This window comes from Paenibacillus sp. J22R160 (assembly GCF_059692135.1).
In genome coordinates, this window is the sequence record NZ_JCAUAU010000002.1 from 265,454 (window position 1) to 282,203 (window position 16,750).

Consider the following 16,750-nt stretch of genomic DNA (forward strand, 5'->3'; position numbering starts at 1 on the left):
AGAGCTGGAGGTAGTTCAAAATGAAAGTTGTTCAGCGGATATTTACGTTGATGCTGGTGTTTTTTGTTTTAAGCACGGCTGCAGTGGTGGCCTCATCGATATGGGGGGATTTTAAGGGTTACAACATTGCACGTCTGATCGTCAACGATACGACATCGGAGTTCGCGGATTCGGATGTTCCGCCACTTATCGTCGATGGGAGTACTGTTTTGCCTTTACGCGCTGTTAGCGATGCCCTGCAAGCGTTGGTGAAATGGGATAATACCAACAAGACAGCCTATTTGTACAAACCGAACGTGCATTTGTTCTTTACAACGGAAGTGCGTAAAGACTCTGCCATAGTTCCGTTTGGCGTTGTTGAGCGTGGCAAGCAAGCGGATTTTATTGTGTTTGCACAGGTCGATAACTTGAAAACAAGCATTAATTCTGTCAGAGTATCCATTGTATCGCCAAGCGGGAAGAGCGTGGTTACACCTGTAGTGAAATCCATCACTGACTCCAAAGAATCTTTCTGGTTGAAGGTACCTTTGTATGGTGTTTCTTTTGACGAAGCAGGCACTTACGTTGTTAAATTTGCGATGCAAGCGGCAGGAGCTAGCGATTATTCTGTTGTTTCCGAGAAGCAGATCCAATCCGAATAGGATAAGCTCGCTAGAAAGTGGTTTGACCTCTGAATATGAAAATGTTAGGATGATTACGTAACTAATTATTCGACGAAATGAGGTTCTGCCTGTGAGCGATGAGAAGCACGATCATGTACACGGCCCGGACTGTGACCACGATCACGAGCATGGGGAAGATGTTTTTATCGTAACGGACGAGAACGGTGAAGAGCACGAGATGGTTATGGTGTATACCTTCCAATCTCAAGAGCAAGCTTATGCGGTATTGCTTGATCGCAATGATCCTGAAGCGGACGGCGTAATTTTCCGTGTTGAGGAAGATGGCGACGATGCTTTCTTAGTCAACATTGAGGATGAAGAAGAATGGGAACGCGTAGTGACCATTTACAATGAGATCGTAGCTCAAGAAGGCGAAGAATAAGAGCTATACATAAGAAAGGGCTGTCCATGAAGTAGGTAATCTACTCAAGGGCAGCCCTTTCACTATTATATTAAACGGGGCTGTCCTAGAAGTTTGGTGTAACCTTCTGGGACAGCCCCGTTCGTGGTAGATTTCATTTTCGAGGATTGAAGTACATGATTCTGCCGTTAAATAGATGAAGTTCAGCTTTAAGCAGTTTGCCAAGGTATTTGCAAAACTCATTGCCTTTGCTCTTGTCGCCATGTGTGGCGTCGTCAGGCAATACGACTTGGACATAATGCCGATCTTCCTCTTGATTCTTCTCGCTGCCGACACCAATCACGATATATTTGTATAAAGGATTGATACCTTTCAGATAGAACCATTTACCTTCGCCTTCCGGCTTCGTCTCAATGGTATAAGGGAATCCGGCTTCGTCATATTCCCAGCCAAGCTGCTTGGCTGTTAGACTAAGCTGCTCACGGTAATGCAAAAGCTTGTCCCTCAGTTCATCCAAGGTGAGTGCGGGTACTAGGGAGCCTGTTACGAATTTAATATAAGCGCTTTGAGCCATTCCTTGTTCACCTCATTCGCTAAACATCACCAACATCATAGCATCATGTAAACGGTTTTACAATATCTACCTATCAGGTCAAGGCCTAGAATATCGCTTGTGTCTCAACGATGACTTTGACATTTTGAACGCTGCGGTCCTCAGGACCTTTGACAGGGAGTCCGACCTCAACATGCTCGACAATGTAGTCAATAAGTTCTTGGGTGATAACTTCACCTGGAAGCAAAATAGGAATTCCCGGCGGATATACATAGATGAACTCAGCGATGATGCGGTCAGCGGAGTCTTTAAATGGCAGAATTTCGGTCTCACCATAGAAAGCATCACGCGGCGTCAGCGTTAATTGAGGAATAGCAGGAACTTTAATGACAACCTCTTTGACTTCGACAACATCGTCATTCATATGCGAGAGTTTGCGCAGAGCTTCTAATAGAATCTCTATGTTCTCTGGCGTATCGCCCGGTGTAATGAGGCAAAGGATGTTGTACATATCGCTCATTTCGACTTCGATATTGTAGTGCTCGCGCAGCCAGTTCTCAACCTCGAAGCCCGTGATGCCGAGCTTTCGCACGTGGACACATATTTTCGTCGGATCATAAGTAAACGTAGCTTCTCCGCCTAGAATTTCTTCCCCAAAGCAGTAGAGGTTCTCAATTTCATTGATTTGCTTTCTGGTATATTGAGCAAGAGCAATTGTGCGTTCCGCCATTTCATTCCCATTCAAAGCCAAGTGCCTACGGGCTGTGTCTAGCGAGGCTAGCAGGATATAAGACGTAGAAGTCGTCGTAAGCATGGAGATAATCGTTTGGATCCGCTTAGGATTTACACGATTTCCTTTGACGTTCAAGACGGAACTTTGTGTCATGGACCCACCTAACTTATGTACGCTAGTTGCTGCCATATCAGCGCCTGCTTCCATAGCGGACATCGGCAGTTTGTCATGGAAGTGAATGAGCACGCCATGCGCTTCATCAACAAGGACTGGCATGTTATAGCTGTGTACCAGATCAACAATCTCTTTAAGATCCGTGCATACGCCATAATAAGTCGGGTTGATGACCAATACGGCTTTGGCATCGGGATGCTTCTCGAGCGCTCTGCGGACAGAACGAGTTGGAATACCGTGGTCAATTCCTAAGTTTTTGTCACGTGCTGGTTGGATAAACACCGGCTTAGCGCCAACGAAAATAATCGCAGCAAGAACGGATTTATGTACATTTCGCGGGACGATAATTTTATCGCCTTCAGAGCAGACCGTCATAATCATCGTCATGATGGCTCCGCTCGTTCCTTGTACGGAGAAAAACGTATGGTCGGCGCCATAGGCGTCCGCAGCCAGCTTCTGGGCTTCCTCAATGACACCCATCGGTTGATGGAGATCATCCAGCGGTGCTATATTGATGAGGTCGATGGACAGAGCATTGTCCCCAATGAAGGAACGAAACTCCGGGTCCATGCCGACTCCTTTTTTGTGGCCAGGAATGTGAAACTGAATTGGATTTCTTTCAGCATGCTTGAGCAATGCAGTGAACAGGGGGGTACGGGTATGATCCACCTGATTATCGCTTCCCTTCTATCGTGAATTGCTTGTCGAAAGTTGCAACAAACAAAATGAGTATATCAAACTAGAGATTTCATGCAAGCTAATTTTTTGAAAATAGTTTGTGCTAATTGGGGAAAAACTAACAACACTTGTTAAAATACGGCCAAATAAGGAGAAATCACATGATTTTGATGCAAAAATGGCGGAAAAACCGGCTGTTTTCCCCATTTGTGATCGAATTGTTAATTATTATGTTTATCGTCGAATTTGTGAAGGGCGCACTGCTAATTACGATATTGCCGGTCTATATGAAAACAGGGCTCGGGGCATCCGCTTTCATTATTGGTTGGACGCTTGCGGCTCAATATATTGGCGATAATGTGCTGCGCACGCCTGTCGGCTGGATCATTGATAAGCTCGGATACCGTACTACGATGCTCACAGGTGTACTCCTGACCTTTCTTTCTGTCATCCTCATGGCAACGACCTCCCAATATATATGGATGATTGTCGGCTGCGCGCTGCTTGGCTTTGGTACAGCCCCATTATGGCCATGTGTGATTACAGGAACGACGGAGGTGGCTGGGGAGGATGGCAAAGCAACAATCATGAGCGTTGTTTACATGGCATGGTTATCGGGTGTTGGACTAGGGCCTGTAGCCATCAACTTTTTTGTAGGCGAAAATCGGTACAACATTGCATTTCGATTATTGATTGCTTGCATGACAGTTGTAGTACTCGTAGCGCTGATGCTGCCTCGGAAAAATTCAGCGGCGATGGCAAAGGCCGTGACGCATGCTAAATCAGAGAAAGCCCCGCTCGCTCAGCGAATTTCGGCCTATCTAAGTGAAGTAAAGCGATCGATATCTGTTAGTCCACTAATGTTTCCCGCGATGTTCGCGCAGACGTTTGCTCTCGGTATATTGACACCCATTTTGACTCTGTATGCGAAAGAAGTGCTTAAGCTTTCATCTTTTGAATACAGCATGTTTTTAGTTGCAGGAGGAGCCGTTACAGTCATTTGTTTGGTGCCAATGGGGAAATGGGTGGACCGCCAAGGCATACGACCTTTTTTGATTGCGGGTTTTACGATAAGCGCCGCTGCTTTGCTGCTGTTTACATATGCCAAGTCTATGACCATACTGTATATATTGGTTGCTCTGCTTGGAATCGGTTATGCCTTTATCATACCTTCCTGGAATGCGCTGATTGCATCGGCTATACCTCCTGAGAAACGAGGTGCTGTCTGGGGTTTTTTTCTAACGATTGAAGGGCTGGGTATGATCATCGGGCCGATTGTTTCCGGCAAGCTTTGGGATGTATTTGGCTATCATGCGCCTTTTTTGATGAGCGGTTCAGTCCTCGTGCTGCTGCTTGTTCTTCAAATGTTCATTTCCATCCCCAAAAAAGGTATGGTACGATAAGGGAAAATGTTTGGTTTGGAGGCTCATAAGCATCATGAATAAACAGATTGGAATCATCATGCTGTTGTTGATGACCATTTTCGTAGGTTTTGGCATTATCATTCCCATCCTGCCGGAAGTTGTCAAAGGAGCCGGCTCTGAGTATCATAACGCACTGTTGCTATCGGTTTACTCTGCGGCTTCCTTTCTGATGTCTCCGATATGGGGCGCGGTCTCGGATCGCATTGGACGCAGACCTATCATCTTAATTGGGCTGCTGGGTTTTAGCATTAGCTTCTTGATTTTCGGATTCGCGGATGGACACCTGTGGATTATGTACGTGTCTCGCATCTTGGGCGGCTTATTCTCAGGTGCTGCAACGGCCTGCGCTGTCGCATACGTGGCGGACATTACAACGGCTGAGAATCGGACGAAAGGCATGGGAATGGTGGGCATGTCGATCGGTTTAGGCTTTATCTTCGGGCCGGCGCTTGGAGGAATTCTAAGCCGCTGGGGGACTTACGTGCCTTTCTTCGCAGCGTCGATCCTAGCGTTTGCATCGTTTCTTTTTGCTTTTGCGATCCTCTCGGAATCGCTGCCGGCAAATAAGCGAACTTCGGTGAAGGAGAAGGCTCCTTCCAGGTGGACCGCGTTCTCCGGAGCTTCCAAGTATCTGTATGTGTTATCCTTTTTCGTTTCGTTTACGCTCGCTGGCTTAGAAGCGACGCTTCAGTATTATCAAATGGACAAGATCGGCGCAACGCCATTTGACATCGGCATGATGTTCCTCGCCAGCGGAATCGTCGGCGCCTTGATCCAAGGCGGTGTCGTTCGCCGCTTGGTCAAGCAGGGTGCCGAGCAGAAGGTGATCGGCATCGGCTTATTGCTCTCAGCAGCTGGCTTCTTCCTGCTGCTGTACTCCAGCAGCGTTGTCACCGCTGCGATTTACTTGTCCGTATTCGGCGCAGGGAACGCGCTGATACGCCCTTGTGTGACGTCGCTGATTACACAGCGTACGAAAGTGGGACAAGGCGTCGCGACGGGCCTCAGCTCCTCCATGGACAGCTTGGGCCGCATCGCTGGCCCACTGCTTGGCGGAGCGGTGTTCGCCATCGCGCATTCCTTGCCGTTTATTATCGGCGGCGTGCTTTGCTTGGCGGCGATTCTGCTGCTGCAGCGCTTCGTGCTTGTCGATCGTCAGACGCGCGTCCAACAGCAAACGGCTTAGCACAAATAAAAGCTGTACACTGGCTTTCTCTATGGAGAAGGCGGGTGTACAGCTTTTTTTGAATATTTATTTTGCCGATTTCAACTGAACAACGCACCAAAAAATAACCATTTTCATCCAAATAGCGGACTCCAGTTCCCTTGTCTCAACTCATTATCCTATTCTTGTCACCATTTTGCTAAATATGCGCCTAGTAGCTGTAGTTCAGCTAGCACTAGTTTTTGCGTGGCGACAAACCGTGCATGATGAAGTTAATCGTATAATCGATTTCCTTCGCTTCATCCCACTCGGAATCCGGTACCAATAGGAATTGGGTAATCAAAAGACCGATAATACTCGAAACAATCAACCGCATACTGGTGGGAGCCGGGATCTCAATGAGCTGGCCTTCCCCCTGAAAATGCCGGATTGCTTTATATGCTTTTTCCAGCACCATGTCAGCCACGGTTTCCTTAAATTGTTCCCTGAGTTCCTTGTGGAACGGGATTTCGTGCATGAAAATTTTGATCACAGGAAAATGCTTGCGGGCAAACTCCAGCCGATTGACCGTAATGGCGCGCAAAAATTGTTCCGCGTCGGGATAGTCTGCTTCAAGGACCTTGGTAAAGTCTTTTACGGCGAAGGGAGCGATCAGCCTCGTCATCATCGGAGCGACAATCGAGAGCAGCAGCTCTTTTTTGGTTTTATAGTGTCGGAAGATCGTTCCTTCCGCTACGCCTGCTTTCTGAGCGATCTCGCTGGTTGAGGAGCCGGCAAACCCTTTCTCCGAGAAAATTTCCACGGCCGCTTGCACAATTTTGATTTGTTTATCGGTCATTTTCTCTTCCTCGTCGTTCAGGCGCAGCAGCTCTTTCAGCCATGGATCGATTTCAATGTCGGACACGGCATTCACCTCCTCGGTTAAGTGGTCGCATCCAACTATTATATCTTACGATGCTTCCTCAGTGCCAGTATGTTCAAGATCATGAAGATGAACGTGAAGGCAGCGAGAACCGCGACGTCAATCGAGATGCGATCCCATCCAACGCCGCGAATCATAATATTGCGCAGCGCGTCAGCGCCGTATTTTAGGGGCATGACGACCCCGATCCATCGCAAGTACACAGACATCGTATCCAGGCTGAAAAGGCCTGAGAAGAACACCTGAGGGACGATAATGAGCGGTATGAATTGAATCATCTGGAACTCGTTGTCGGCGAAGGCGGAAATTAGGGTTCCGAGTGAAAGTGCCGCTAACGCAAGCAGCACGGTAATCAGCAGGACATACCAGAAAGATCCAACCATCATTAAACCTAGTACGCTTGTAGCAAACCAGGCAATCAACGTTGCTTGCAAGGTTGTGAATATGCCGAAGCCAAGAATATAACCGACGACAATTTCCCAGCGGCGCAGCGGAGTAGCTAGGAGACGCTCAAGCGTTCCGCCCGTTCGTTCCCTTAGGAAAGATACACCTGAGAGCAGGAAAACGAAGAAGAATACAAAGAAGCCGATTAATACGGGACCAAAATTATCAAACGCAGCCATATCAGCTGAGCCATGCAAATAGGTGATGACCGGAGCTTGCAGATTGGAGTTGGCTGGGACAGCCGATTGCAAAGCCTTTTGCAGCAGGAACAAAACGGCTTTATTTTTGCTGGGATCACTCCCCTCAAGTGTTAGCTGCGGAGCTGCTCCATTCATGGTGATTACCGCATCCAAATGGATAGCGTCGAGTTCGGCTTGTGCTTCTTCAGCCGTATAGCTCGTGACTTCCGCATTCAAATCCTGCAGCTTCTGTATGAGCGGAGCAGGAACATTCACGGCGCCCAGTTTAGGGACATAGGTATCCCCGTTAAAAACCAATGACATCATGAACAGAATGAGCATGGGTGCGACAAGCATCATCATGAGTGTCCGTTTATCATGGAAAAACTGTCGTAAAATCCGAATAACAATGGCTCGAATTCTCATGCGCGTACACCTCCATAGTATAAGAATGCTTCTTCTATCGTCGAGGAGGAGGTCGCTTGTTTCAATTCATTCGGTGTACCTACGGCAGTCAGCTGTCCATCGCGAATCATCCCGAGCTGATGGCATTTATCTGCTTCATCCATGACATGCGTGGTGACGAGGATCGTGGTGCCTTGCTGGCTCAGATGGGTGAGCTCCTCCCAAATCGATTTGCGCAAGACAGGGTCGATACCTACCGTCGGTTCATCTAGAATTAGAATGGCCGGCTCATGCAAAAGCGAGATCGCGAGCGAAAGGCGGCGTTTCATGCCCCCGGAGTAGTTCGATACTTGCTTTTTCAAGTGCGATCCCAGATCTACGAGCTCCATAACATCCTGGATACGCTTTTTACGCTTTGCGCCTGCGAGCCCATATAAGGCAGAGAAAAATTCTAAATTCTCCTGTGCCGTTAAATCGGCATACAGCGCATCAGACTGTGCCATATACCCGATGTTGGATAGCATGGCTAATTGCGGCATACGCTCTCCGAGCACCTCGACTGTGCCGGAGGAGGGAGCATCGATACCCGCAATGAGCCGTACGAGAGTCGTTTTGCCAGATCCGGAAGGGCCGAGGAGACCGAATATTTGAGCTCTTGGAACGGCCAAGGTAATGTCTTGCAAGACAACCTTTTCTCCGAACTGCTTCCCGACATGCTGCACTTCGATGGACGTGTTGATCGCCATGGCCCGGCACCTCTTTCTAAGTGAGTAATCACTCATTTCGTTATCAAACTCATCATACGTCATCTGTATGTTGTTGTGAAGTGAGTAATCACTCATTTTGAAAAAATAATTATGCTAATAAGAAAAAGACTGCTCCAACGCCATCAATGATGACAGTGGGCAGCCTTTGTTATGCGCCTATTCTTTAGCTTTCTTCTCTTTCTTGTGATCAACCCACTTCTCAATGGAAGGGGTTAGCTGATCTTTAATGGACGCGACGAGCTTGTCCTTGGAAATGCCTTTTGACTGTGCGATTTCGGTGAGCGATTTGCCGGCGTGGAGCTGGGCACGCAGTTCATCCTTGCTCAGTCCGAGTGTTTTGGCTAGTTTCTCCGTGTCGGGCTTCAATCCGAAGCGGTGCCATTTGCTTCGGCCATGGCTGTCCAGCAGGTTCTTCTCGTTGAGGATGAACTTCAAATGTTCGCCAAGCTTTTGCTTCATGTGCTCGCCTTGGTCGGCAGTCAGCTTGCCATCTTTCACGGCCACTTCAATCTTCCCGGTACGGAGCTGCTGGAGCTTTGCCGTTAGATCGGCTTCACTGATCCCTTTGTCGGCGGCTGCTTCCACGATGCTTTTACCGCTCTTAAGCGACTTCACGAGCACTTCTTTGTCAACGCCAATGACATTAGCAGACTCCTCGATAATCGGCCACTTTCGGCCATGCCGCCCGTGCCCTTTCTCATCGGCTTGCTGCAGAGAAACGATTTCCTGCGGGTTTCCGGTAGGTGCTTGCGCCGAAGCAGAAAGTGAAGGGAGCACAGTAGCTCCCATGACGAACGAAAGGGCCATCGTGCTCACCAGGAGCTTTTTCATATAAGGCTGATTCATGTGTACGCCTCCTTTCCCAAATAATAGGAATTACAGAACATAGTCTGTGCAGGAGGGATTAATTTTAGTTTAAAATAACCTTAGTTTTACATAAAATTTCCAAGATTCGAGTTATTTCGCGTCGACAGCTAGTTGATACAGCGGAATCAGCTTCTCGAATGTGGATTTAATCAACGATTCAAGCTCGTCAGGCTTGGTAAGCACAGGATCTTGGAAATGAAGGTTTCTGCCGATCAGCAGCTCCACTTTTTTGACATCGCGGAAACGTATCAAAGCGTCATTCCAAGCACTGAGGTCTAGATCAGCAAGCGGTGTGACATCCTTTTTCATATGATCGAAGGACAAGACGAAATCGGCAGGTATTTCCTTTTGAATGCGATCAATCTGATTCATGTACGTGGTGGCGATGTTGCTTTTATTAGGCAGCTCATAAATGAGTGCAAGCCAGATGAACACGCGGTCATCAAAAAGGCCAACCTGGAAATGAGGAACTTGTTTATAGCCTCTCTTATTCGGGCAGATGGCCATCCAGGTGTCCACTGGCGGGTTGATTTTGCGTCTTAAATGCTTGGCAATATGTAAGAACATTTCGGTTCCGGCAAAGAGCGAGAGATCCTGCGTGAGCGAATCGCCTAACGCTTTAAATTTAGGTTGAATGCGCTCGCGAATGGCTTCCATTCGTCCATCCAAACCTTCTATGGCAAATGTATCGAAATCATGCTGTGTAAATCCTGTAAAGCTCATAATCGGGTGCCTCTTTTCACTTACGTTTTTCAATTATTTTAAATTAAATGAGTGAGCTCTGCAATGTTTTACGAGTTTCGTAGAATGAAAGTAGGAAGAAGGTCCCAATTTGTCAAAAAAAGCAGGAAAAAATAGGAGTTTGCCGAAATATGTGGAATAATCTAAATGGAAAAGACAGGAGAATTCTGCTATGAAAATGAAGAAATGGTCCGTGATCGCTGTTTTGGGCTCTTTAATGGGAACATGCTTTACGGCAGGCGTCTATGCGGAAGATGTGCTGCAACGTGTTGATGCGTATTTAAGAAATGATTTCAAGGTAGTTGTGAATGGGCAGCAGGTGAAGCTTACGAATCCGCCGTTGATTTATAACAATAGCAGCTATTTGCCAGTGAAAGAATTAGGAAACTATTTGGGCGCAGTCGTTAATTGGCAGGAGAGCACCAAAACGATTTATATGAATCCGCGCATCAATCCCGGACAACCTGCTGAGGGGAATGAGACAGGTTACACGGAAATAGTGTTCCAATACCCTTACGTCCAGTACTTTGAATATCGAGGCGCCACTTATCCAGTGGTAACGAATATGACCGAACAGACGTACTACCGATTAGTGGATGTGGAACGAATGGGAGTGCCAACAGCCGGATTGCGTAAAGCCAAGGAGAAATATTCGCAAGAACTGTATGTCGGAGAGGACGAATTGAAGAAGGCTTGGGGGAACCAGCCTCCGCAAGTATCTTATTCGAATACGGATGGTGTTCCCATTACAGGAGAGAATGATCCTGTCAAGTTAAAAACACTCAAAGATTATGTGGAAGACTTCCGATTCTACGAAATCAACAAGATGCCGTTTATCTCGAGTCCTATTGTTATTGATGCCCTGCCTGAACTCAATACTTACAGCTATTTGCTTACTGAAAACGGGCACTACTTCCGCACGACACTCAAGCTGACTCAGGTTAATGGCATCAATAATCAGCTTGGTTATGTGGTGGGAAGTTCCTCTAAGGAGGATATCGAGGTTGCTAAAGTAAAAAATAACTAAACTAGTTGCGTACTCCGGATTGTTTTTTTAAATAAAAGATGGCAATTTGCGTGCGATCGCGGAGATTCAGCTTGCTAAGAATTTCAGTTATATAATTTTTGACCGTACCTTCGCTCAGGAAAAGTTCCTGGGCGATTTCTTTGTTCGATAATCCTTCCGATATTTTCTCGACAACGGCTTGTTCACTGGCCGTCAACCCATACTCTCGGAGTGTGGCAGGTTGGGGGGCACTTGGTGCGGAGGCGGGGCTAATGAAAGTTGCCAATTTCTTAGCAATATCAGGATGAATAAGCAAATTACCTTGCTCAACCGTTTTTATGCCTTGAATGATACGGTCGGGGGAAATATTCTTCAGTAAATAGCCGCTAGCTCCGTTACGAAGCGCCTGCACGATAAATTCATCATCGTCAAATGTCGTTAGAATTAGTATGGAAATCGCGGGATTAGCTTGCTTGATTTTCAACGTTCCCTCCACGCCATCGCAGATAGGCATTCTAATGTCCATGAGGATTACATCGACCTGAACGCCGCTCTGGATAAAAGCCAAAGCTTCATCGCCATGGGTACACGTACCGACAACCGTGATGTTATCGTCAAGTCCGATAATTAATTGTAAGCTTTCTCGAATAAATGGATCATCGTCCGTAATAAGAACATGTATCATGGTTGTTTCAACCCTTTCTTTCTTCGTTTGCATTAGTGCGTTTGGCGAAAAGTGGGCAAGACCGTTGTCACCGTAAAAGGGGAATCCATTGTCACATGAAGCTGACCGCCGATAAGCTTGCTGCGCTCTTCCATGCCTGTCATTCCGAGCCCTTTCGCGGTTTGAGCGGTAGGGAGCTGCCCATTATTCGAAACGCTCATTGTAATTTGCTTGGTTTCATAAATTAATTGAATCTGGACAGATGTTGCACTGCCGTGACGGATCGCATTCGTTATGGCTTCTTGGGCGTTGCGATATAGAATGAAGGCTAGACTAGGATACAGGACATAGGGCATTCCCTGAATATCAACCTCGATCGAAATGCCTTTCTCCTTGGTCAATCCTTCAATAAGCCGATTCAAGGTGAACGACTGCATGGAATCGTCATCCGGTTTCAGCTTGCGTACCGTTGATCGAAGCAGCTCCATGCTTTCTGTCAACTGGTCCCTAACGGAGGTTAACATCTCCATGCCTTTGTTCATTTGCGTTGGCAATATCCGCAGACCGGCTTCCATCATCATTTTCAGACGGATTAATTGATGCCCCAAATCATCATGAATATCTCGGGAAATCCGGTTTCGCTCATCCAGCTGGGCTATATTCTCAACCTGTCTGGCATAGTCCAATAACTGCATGCGAGCTTCATCCAGCTCATAATGCTGCCGCCGCAGCTGATCATAGAGGAGTTCAATGTCCACTTTGTTTTGTTCCACCTGGTTCATATGCAGCAACAGCAGCGCCAGTGTAAAAAAGAGGAGATTGGCAAGCACGTAATAACTGCTCGATTGGCCCTGTAAACTCAGGTTTAATGCGATCAATTGAACACCTAAGAAAGAAAATCGGATTTGACGATGAAGGGTATGAAGATAAGTCAGCAATGTGGAATAAAAGATGATGAATAACAAGCCGTCAAACGAATAGCTAAGCCATCCGCCGAATCCGATTTCTACCAGAAGCATCCCAACGGATTTCTTGAAAATCGTTCTCCGCAGCTCTGCAACCCAAAAGAATAGAAGAATAAAGAACACATACGTACCATCAGACGCGTAGCTTTCGAGATACATGGAGGCAATCGCTGGAATGAGAATGAGTGTGTAGCGGGTAATAAGCAGTAAAGGTAACAAGCGATTCCCTTCCTTTGTAAGCATGTAGCCAAATTATAGCATATTTGACAAGTGAGTTTACATGTTAAATAGCGTGTTTATGACTTTTGTCACCTTGTTTGATGACTTAATCTACCTGTAGATGTAATTTTAAAGAGGTACAATGAGTGTAATTCAAGCAGTCGAGAAAAGGGAGAGGATCCTATGAGCTTTATTCAAATTAATAATGTTGTCAAAAAATACAGCAATCAAATATCCGTTGATCATTTGAATTTATCCGTGCAGCAAGGTGAAATTTTCGGGCTGCTAGGCCCAAACGGAGCGGGTAAAAGCACCACAATCAAAATGCTAAGCGGCCTGCTCAAAATGGATGGGGGAGAAATGACGGTAGATGGATTGTCCGTTGCAAAGGATACGCTGGAGGTTAAACGCCTCATTGGTCTTGTTCCTCAGGAGCTTGCTATTTTCGAAGGTTTAAGCGCTAGGGAAAATGTAACGTTTTTTGCTAGACTTTATGGCTTAAGAGGCGCTCTACTGCAGAGCCGCGTGAAGGAAGCGCTGGAATTCGTGGGCCTATCCGATCGGGCAAGCGTTAAGCCGAATGCTTTTTCTGGCGGAATGAAGAGGAGATTGAATATTGCATGCGCCATTATGCATCATCCTAAGCTGATTATAATGGATGAGCCGACGGTGGGCATCGATCCTCAATCCCGGAATCACATTCTGGAGTCGGTCAAAACCTTGAACCGTATGGGTTCTACAATTATTTACACATCGCATTACATGGAAGAGGTAGCTGCAATTTCGACGCGTGTCGGCATCATGGATCACGGACATCTGATCGCTTGCGGCACGCAAGAGGAGCTTCGTGGCAAAGTCGCGCAGGACAACAAGATTATGCTTCAGGTGGCAAATTTAACAGAAGATGCGGTAACGGAGCTTCGTGAACATCCCAAAATCAAACAGGTTAACACTCAGGAGCAAGCGCTTGAACTGCTCGTTGGTTCGTCACAAGCTTATTTGCAAGACATCCTGTTCATCTTATCCAAGCACAATGTCAAAATTCAATCTCTCGCGCAGATAGAACCGGATCTCGAGGCATTATTCCTGTCGTTGACCGGTAGAACTTTACGGGATTAGGGGGAGAGCGCGATGCAGTTATGGATTATTGCAAAATATGAAGTTTTGCGAATGCTTCGCATGCGTTATGTCATGGCCATCCAATTTGTAATGCCGCTCTTGCTCATTTTCATATTGGGCTCAGCGCTTTCAGGGGCTTTCAAAGTGGAGGACAGGGCCATCAATCCAGTGAAAGTGGACGTCGTACAGGGAGATAGAGGGGCGCTGAAATCAAGTATTGAAAGCTTTCTACACTCGCCCGAACTTGGGAATATGATTCAAGCCTCCAATAGTCAGACACGTGACGAAGCAGTCAAACGGCTAAAATCAGGAGACTCTGAATTTGCGCTTATTATCCCTAGTGATTTCAGTGCTCATGTGATGGCGGGCAAGGAAGCAGACTGGGAGATGATCCTCGGGAACAACTATGAGCAGAATTTGACAGCCCAAATGGTGCTTCGCTCCTTTCTGGACAGCGTGAACCGCAGGCAGGCAATCGCGATAACGGCAGGTCCTGATGCAGCAGCTTCTATTCAATACCAAAATTTATCGGATCAAGTCTCAGCCTCTGCAGCTACTCACGTTAAGTTAGGTAAGTTAACGACGTCTAATTCCCAGTATTCCGCCATGCAATATTACGCGGCTTCTATGCTGGTCATGTTCTTGTTATACTCTGGCCTGTCCACAGCGATGACGCTGCAAGGAGAAAAAGATAAACATACACTATCCCGCCTTAATGCCATGCCGCTTCGTGAGTATACAATCTTACTCGGAAAGGTGCTCGGCAACGCCTTTATAGCGATCTGTCAGGCAGCGATCATCGTCGGAACAACGGTTATTTTTTACCATGTCAATTGGGGGAATTCGTATGGGTTACTTGCAGTTATCTGCTTTTTCGTCATCATAGCGTCCATGAGTCTCGCCGTTTTAATAGCTCTAATCGTAAAATCATCCAAAGGGATCTCAACCATTTTCCAGATGGTGGTGATGGTAATGTCTTTTCTAAGCGGAGGCTTTACACCTCTACCTGATGGATTTCTGCGTCAACTTGGCGATTTCACTCTGAATCACTGGGCCATGCAAAGTATGTATCGCATTATGCTGGGCAGTGAACCCTCCGTCTTAGGCCATCATTTATTCGTCTTGGGGTGCATTAGCGGTGGATTGCTTCTCATTTCCTTCATCGTTTACCGAAAGGCGGGATACCATGAATAGTTTGTTTATCGCCTATAACATGCTTCGTCGCACACTTTTACAAAAGAGAGGTTTACTGATGTATCTCCTCATCCCTGCAGGTGTGGTTTCCTTGATTATTGGTATAATGGGGCAGCAGCAGGAGCATCGGGTTGATATTGCTTATATCAATATGGATCGCGGGCCGCTCGGCGCTCACTTGGTGCAGGAGTTGACCGGACTGCCGGATTACAGGCTGAAGGAACAGGCTTCCGATGCTGCCTTAAAGGAAAGTGTCACGAAGCAAAAAGTCGGAGGCGCGTTCGTCATTCCGGAAGGATTCAGTGAGACATTGTTGAAGGGCTCCGTGCCGCAAGTAGATATGTATCAACTGAGTGTAAGTGAAGCGACTATTACGTTGAAAATAACGCTAGACAGTATCCTAACTGGCTATCAAGGAACTGTAGATGTACACCGGAAGCAAGGGTTTCAGGAGAAATTGCTTCAGGACGCCGTGGAAAAGACTTTGATCCAACTGGAAAAGCACCAGGTTAAGGCGCGTGTCACGGATCTGAACTTGTATGTGAATCCGAATATGCATCTCGTCATTGGCTTTATGCTGATGTTCATGATGGGGGTCATTAATAATACGATCTCTGTCATTATGGAGGACCGGAGAATGCGAACCATGGCAAGAACCTTCACGGCTCCGGTTCGCTCCATTGAAATTATGCTAGGCAATTTTATGGGCAGCTTTTTTGTAGGAACATTGCAAGTGCTTGTTATCTTGATCGTTACCCGTTATGTGGCCCTATACGATTACGGACTGCCGTTTTTCTCGCAATTTGTCATGTTGGAGTTTTTCTTATTAGCGAGTATGGGAATTGCCAGTGCAATTGCAGGCGTGGTGAAGAATGCGTCAAATATGAACATGATCAACTCTTTGATCGTTACCCCTTCCTGCATGTTAGGCGGCTGTTTCTGGCCCATTTCACTGATGCCGGGGTGGATGCAGAAAATCGCCAATTTCATACCCCAGAAATGGGTGATAGAAGCAATCCAGCTTATGGCCGCGGGGCAGTCTTTGTCCCAGATGTGGATGCACATGGCCGTGCTCACCTTGTTTGCTCTGATTCTGTTAGGTGTCGGGACAGTGATTTTGAGACCGGAGGATGCAGAGGTAGGCTAGTCCATTTTCCTTCATTGAGGGTTACCAAACCGTTCATTCAAACTACGAATAAAGGGCTGATGGCATATTTGCCAGTCAGCCCTTTCGTATTTGAAGTGGATTAGATAACGAATGCACTAGAAATAATAACTAACAAAATAAAGAGAACCAAAATTGCTGCGGCAGAATTATAACCGCCAACACCAGCTCCATAACCCATTCAAAATCACCCTTTCGCTTATTAGTACTGTTCGTTTGTCTTACAGAGATAGCATATGGTGATCTCCCTAGGAATGAATGGGCTAGTGAACCTGAATGGGAATGATTGTGCTCCTGTACCTATTAGATCGATACATGTTAAGAAAATGTGCTACAATGGAAC

The 16,750-nt window shown here is 46.7% G+C and carries 18 protein-coding genes; 8 read left to right on the forward strand and 10 right to left on the reverse strand.

What is annotated here, in order from left to right; genetic code table 11:
* Positions 1–20: 20 nt before the first annotated feature.
* Positions 21–641 carry a stalk domain-containing protein gene (locus AC58UW_RS04695; protein WP_497419550.1) on the forward strand — a complete coding sequence of 207 codons (621 nt, stop codon included), beginning with the start codon at positions 21–23 and terminating at the stop codon, positions 639–641.
* A gap of 91 nt (positions 642–732) precedes the next feature.
* Complete coding sequence (locus tag AC58UW_RS04700) at positions 733–1,044, forward strand: DUF1292 domain-containing protein (RefSeq protein ID WP_127452090.1); 312 nt, start codon at positions 733–735, stop codon at positions 1,042–1,044.
* 133 nt (positions 1,045–1,177) lie between these two features.
* Here AC58UW_RS04700 and AC58UW_RS04705 read toward each other — a convergent pair whose 3' ends face one another.
* On the reverse strand, positions 1,178–1,597 hold the full coding sequence (locus AC58UW_RS04705; protein ID WP_497419551.1) for a DUF1885 family protein: 420 nt from the start codon (positions 1,595–1,597) through the stop codon (positions 1,178–1,180).
* Between the two features lie 85 nt (positions 1,598–1,682).
* Entirely contained in the window at positions 1,683–3,152 is a 1,470-nt protein-coding gene (locus AC58UW_RS04710; protein WP_497419552.1) for an aminotransferase class I/II-fold pyridoxal phosphate-dependent enzyme, read from the reverse strand.
* 170 nt (positions 3,153–3,322) lie between these two features.
* On the opposite strand from AC58UW_RS04710, the gene AC58UW_RS04715 reads away from it, so the two are divergent.
* Together AC58UW_RS04715 and AC58UW_RS04720 are read left to right on the forward strand one after the other, a co-directional pair.
* A complete protein-coding gene (locus tag AC58UW_RS04715) occupies positions 3,323–4,564 on the forward strand; it encodes an MFS transporter (protein ID WP_497419553.1) in 1,242 nt (413 codons plus the stop codon).
* Between the two features lie 34 nt (positions 4,565–4,598).
* Positions 4,599–5,771 (forward strand): MFS transporter, encoded by a 1,173-nt coding sequence (locus tag AC58UW_RS04720; protein ID WP_497419554.1) that lies wholly within the window; start codon positions 4,599–4,601, stop codon positions 5,769–5,771.
* Positions 5,772–5,985: 214 nt separating this feature from the next.
* Here the strand turns inward: AC58UW_RS04720 and AC58UW_RS04725 are convergent, their stop codons facing one another.
* The 5 genes from AC58UW_RS04725 to AC58UW_RS04745 form a co-directional block, all read right to left on the reverse strand.
* A complete protein-coding gene (locus tag AC58UW_RS04725) occupies positions 5,986–6,654 on the reverse strand; it encodes a TetR/AcrR family transcriptional regulator (RefSeq protein ID WP_497419555.1) in 669 nt (222 codons plus the stop codon).
* Positions 6,655–6,692: 38 nt separating this feature from the next.
* On the reverse strand, positions 6,693–7,721 hold the full coding sequence (locus AC58UW_RS04730) for an ABC transporter permease (RefSeq protein ID WP_497419556.1): 1,029 nt from the start codon (positions 7,719–7,721) through the stop codon (positions 6,693–6,695).
* The gene (locus AC58UW_RS04735) at positions 7,718–8,446 is read right to left on the reverse strand and encodes an ABC transporter ATP-binding protein (protein ID WP_497419990.1); all 729 of its coding nucleotides are present in this window, start codon (positions 8,444–8,446) and stop codon (positions 7,718–7,720) included. Before AC58UW_RS04735 ends, AC58UW_RS04730 begins: the two co-directional genes overlap by 4 nt.
* A 177-nt stretch (positions 8,447–8,623) precedes the next feature.
* Positions 8,624–9,313 carry a hypothetical protein gene (locus AC58UW_RS04740; RefSeq protein WP_497419557.1) on the reverse strand — a complete coding sequence of 230 codons (690 nt, stop codon included), beginning with the start codon at positions 9,311–9,313 and terminating at the stop codon, positions 8,624–8,626.
* 111 nt (positions 9,314–9,424) lie between these two features.
* The gene (locus tag AC58UW_RS04745) at positions 9,425–10,057 is read right to left on the reverse strand and encodes a YktB family protein (RefSeq protein WP_497419558.1); all 633 of its coding nucleotides are present in this window, start codon (positions 10,055–10,057) and stop codon (positions 9,425–9,427) included.
* 190 nt (positions 10,058–10,247) lie between these two features.
* Here AC58UW_RS04745 and AC58UW_RS04750 point away from each other — a divergent pair, with 190 nt between their 5' ends.
* Positions 10,248–11,102, forward strand: coding sequence for a stalk domain-containing protein (locus AC58UW_RS04750; RefSeq protein ID WP_497419559.1), 855 nt, complete (start codon positions 10,248–10,250; stop codon positions 11,100–11,102).
* A 1-nt stretch (position 11,103) separates the two neighbouring features.
* Here the strand turns inward: AC58UW_RS04750 and AC58UW_RS04755 are convergent, their stop codons facing one another.
* Positions 11,104–11,766 carry a response regulator gene (locus AC58UW_RS04755; RefSeq protein WP_497419991.1) on the reverse strand — a complete coding sequence of 221 codons (663 nt, stop codon included), beginning with the start codon at positions 11,764–11,766 and terminating at the stop codon, positions 11,104–11,106.
* A 32-nt stretch (positions 11,767–11,798) separates the two neighbouring features.
* Positions 11,799–12,953: a sensor histidine kinase gene (locus AC58UW_RS04760; RefSeq protein ID WP_497419560.1), complete on the reverse strand. Its 1,155-nt coding sequence runs from the start codon at positions 12,951–12,953 to the stop codon at positions 11,799–11,801.
* A gap of 159 nt (positions 12,954–13,112) precedes the next feature.
* Between AC58UW_RS04760 and AC58UW_RS04765 the strand changes: the two genes are divergently transcribed.
* Genes AC58UW_RS04765 through AC58UW_RS04775 form a run of 3 tightly spaced genes read left to right on the forward strand, consistent with a single transcriptional unit; the run spans position 13,113 to position 16,389 of the window.
* Positions 13,113–14,048, forward strand: a complete 936-nt coding sequence (locus AC58UW_RS04765; protein WP_497419561.1) for an ABC transporter ATP-binding protein — start codon at positions 13,113–13,115, stop codon at positions 14,046–14,048.
* A gap of 12 nt (positions 14,049–14,060) precedes the next feature.
* Positions 14,061–15,242, forward strand: a complete 1,182-nt coding sequence (locus tag AC58UW_RS04770) for an ABC transporter permease (protein WP_497419562.1) — start codon at positions 14,061–14,063, stop codon at positions 15,240–15,242.
* A complete protein-coding gene (locus AC58UW_RS04775) occupies positions 15,235–16,389 on the forward strand; it encodes an ABC transporter permease (protein ID WP_497419563.1) in 1,155 nt (384 codons plus the stop codon). The genes AC58UW_RS04770 and AC58UW_RS04775 overlap by 8 nt, the downstream gene beginning before the upstream one ends.
* 100 nt (positions 16,390–16,489) lie before the next feature.
* Here AC58UW_RS04775 and AC58UW_RS04780 read toward each other — a convergent pair whose 3' ends face one another.
* On the reverse strand, positions 16,490–16,588 hold the full coding sequence (locus tag AC58UW_RS04780; protein WP_497419564.1) for a YjcZ family sporulation protein: 99 nt from the start codon (positions 16,586–16,588) through the stop codon (positions 16,490–16,492).
* Positions 16,589–16,750 lie beyond the last annotated feature (162 nt).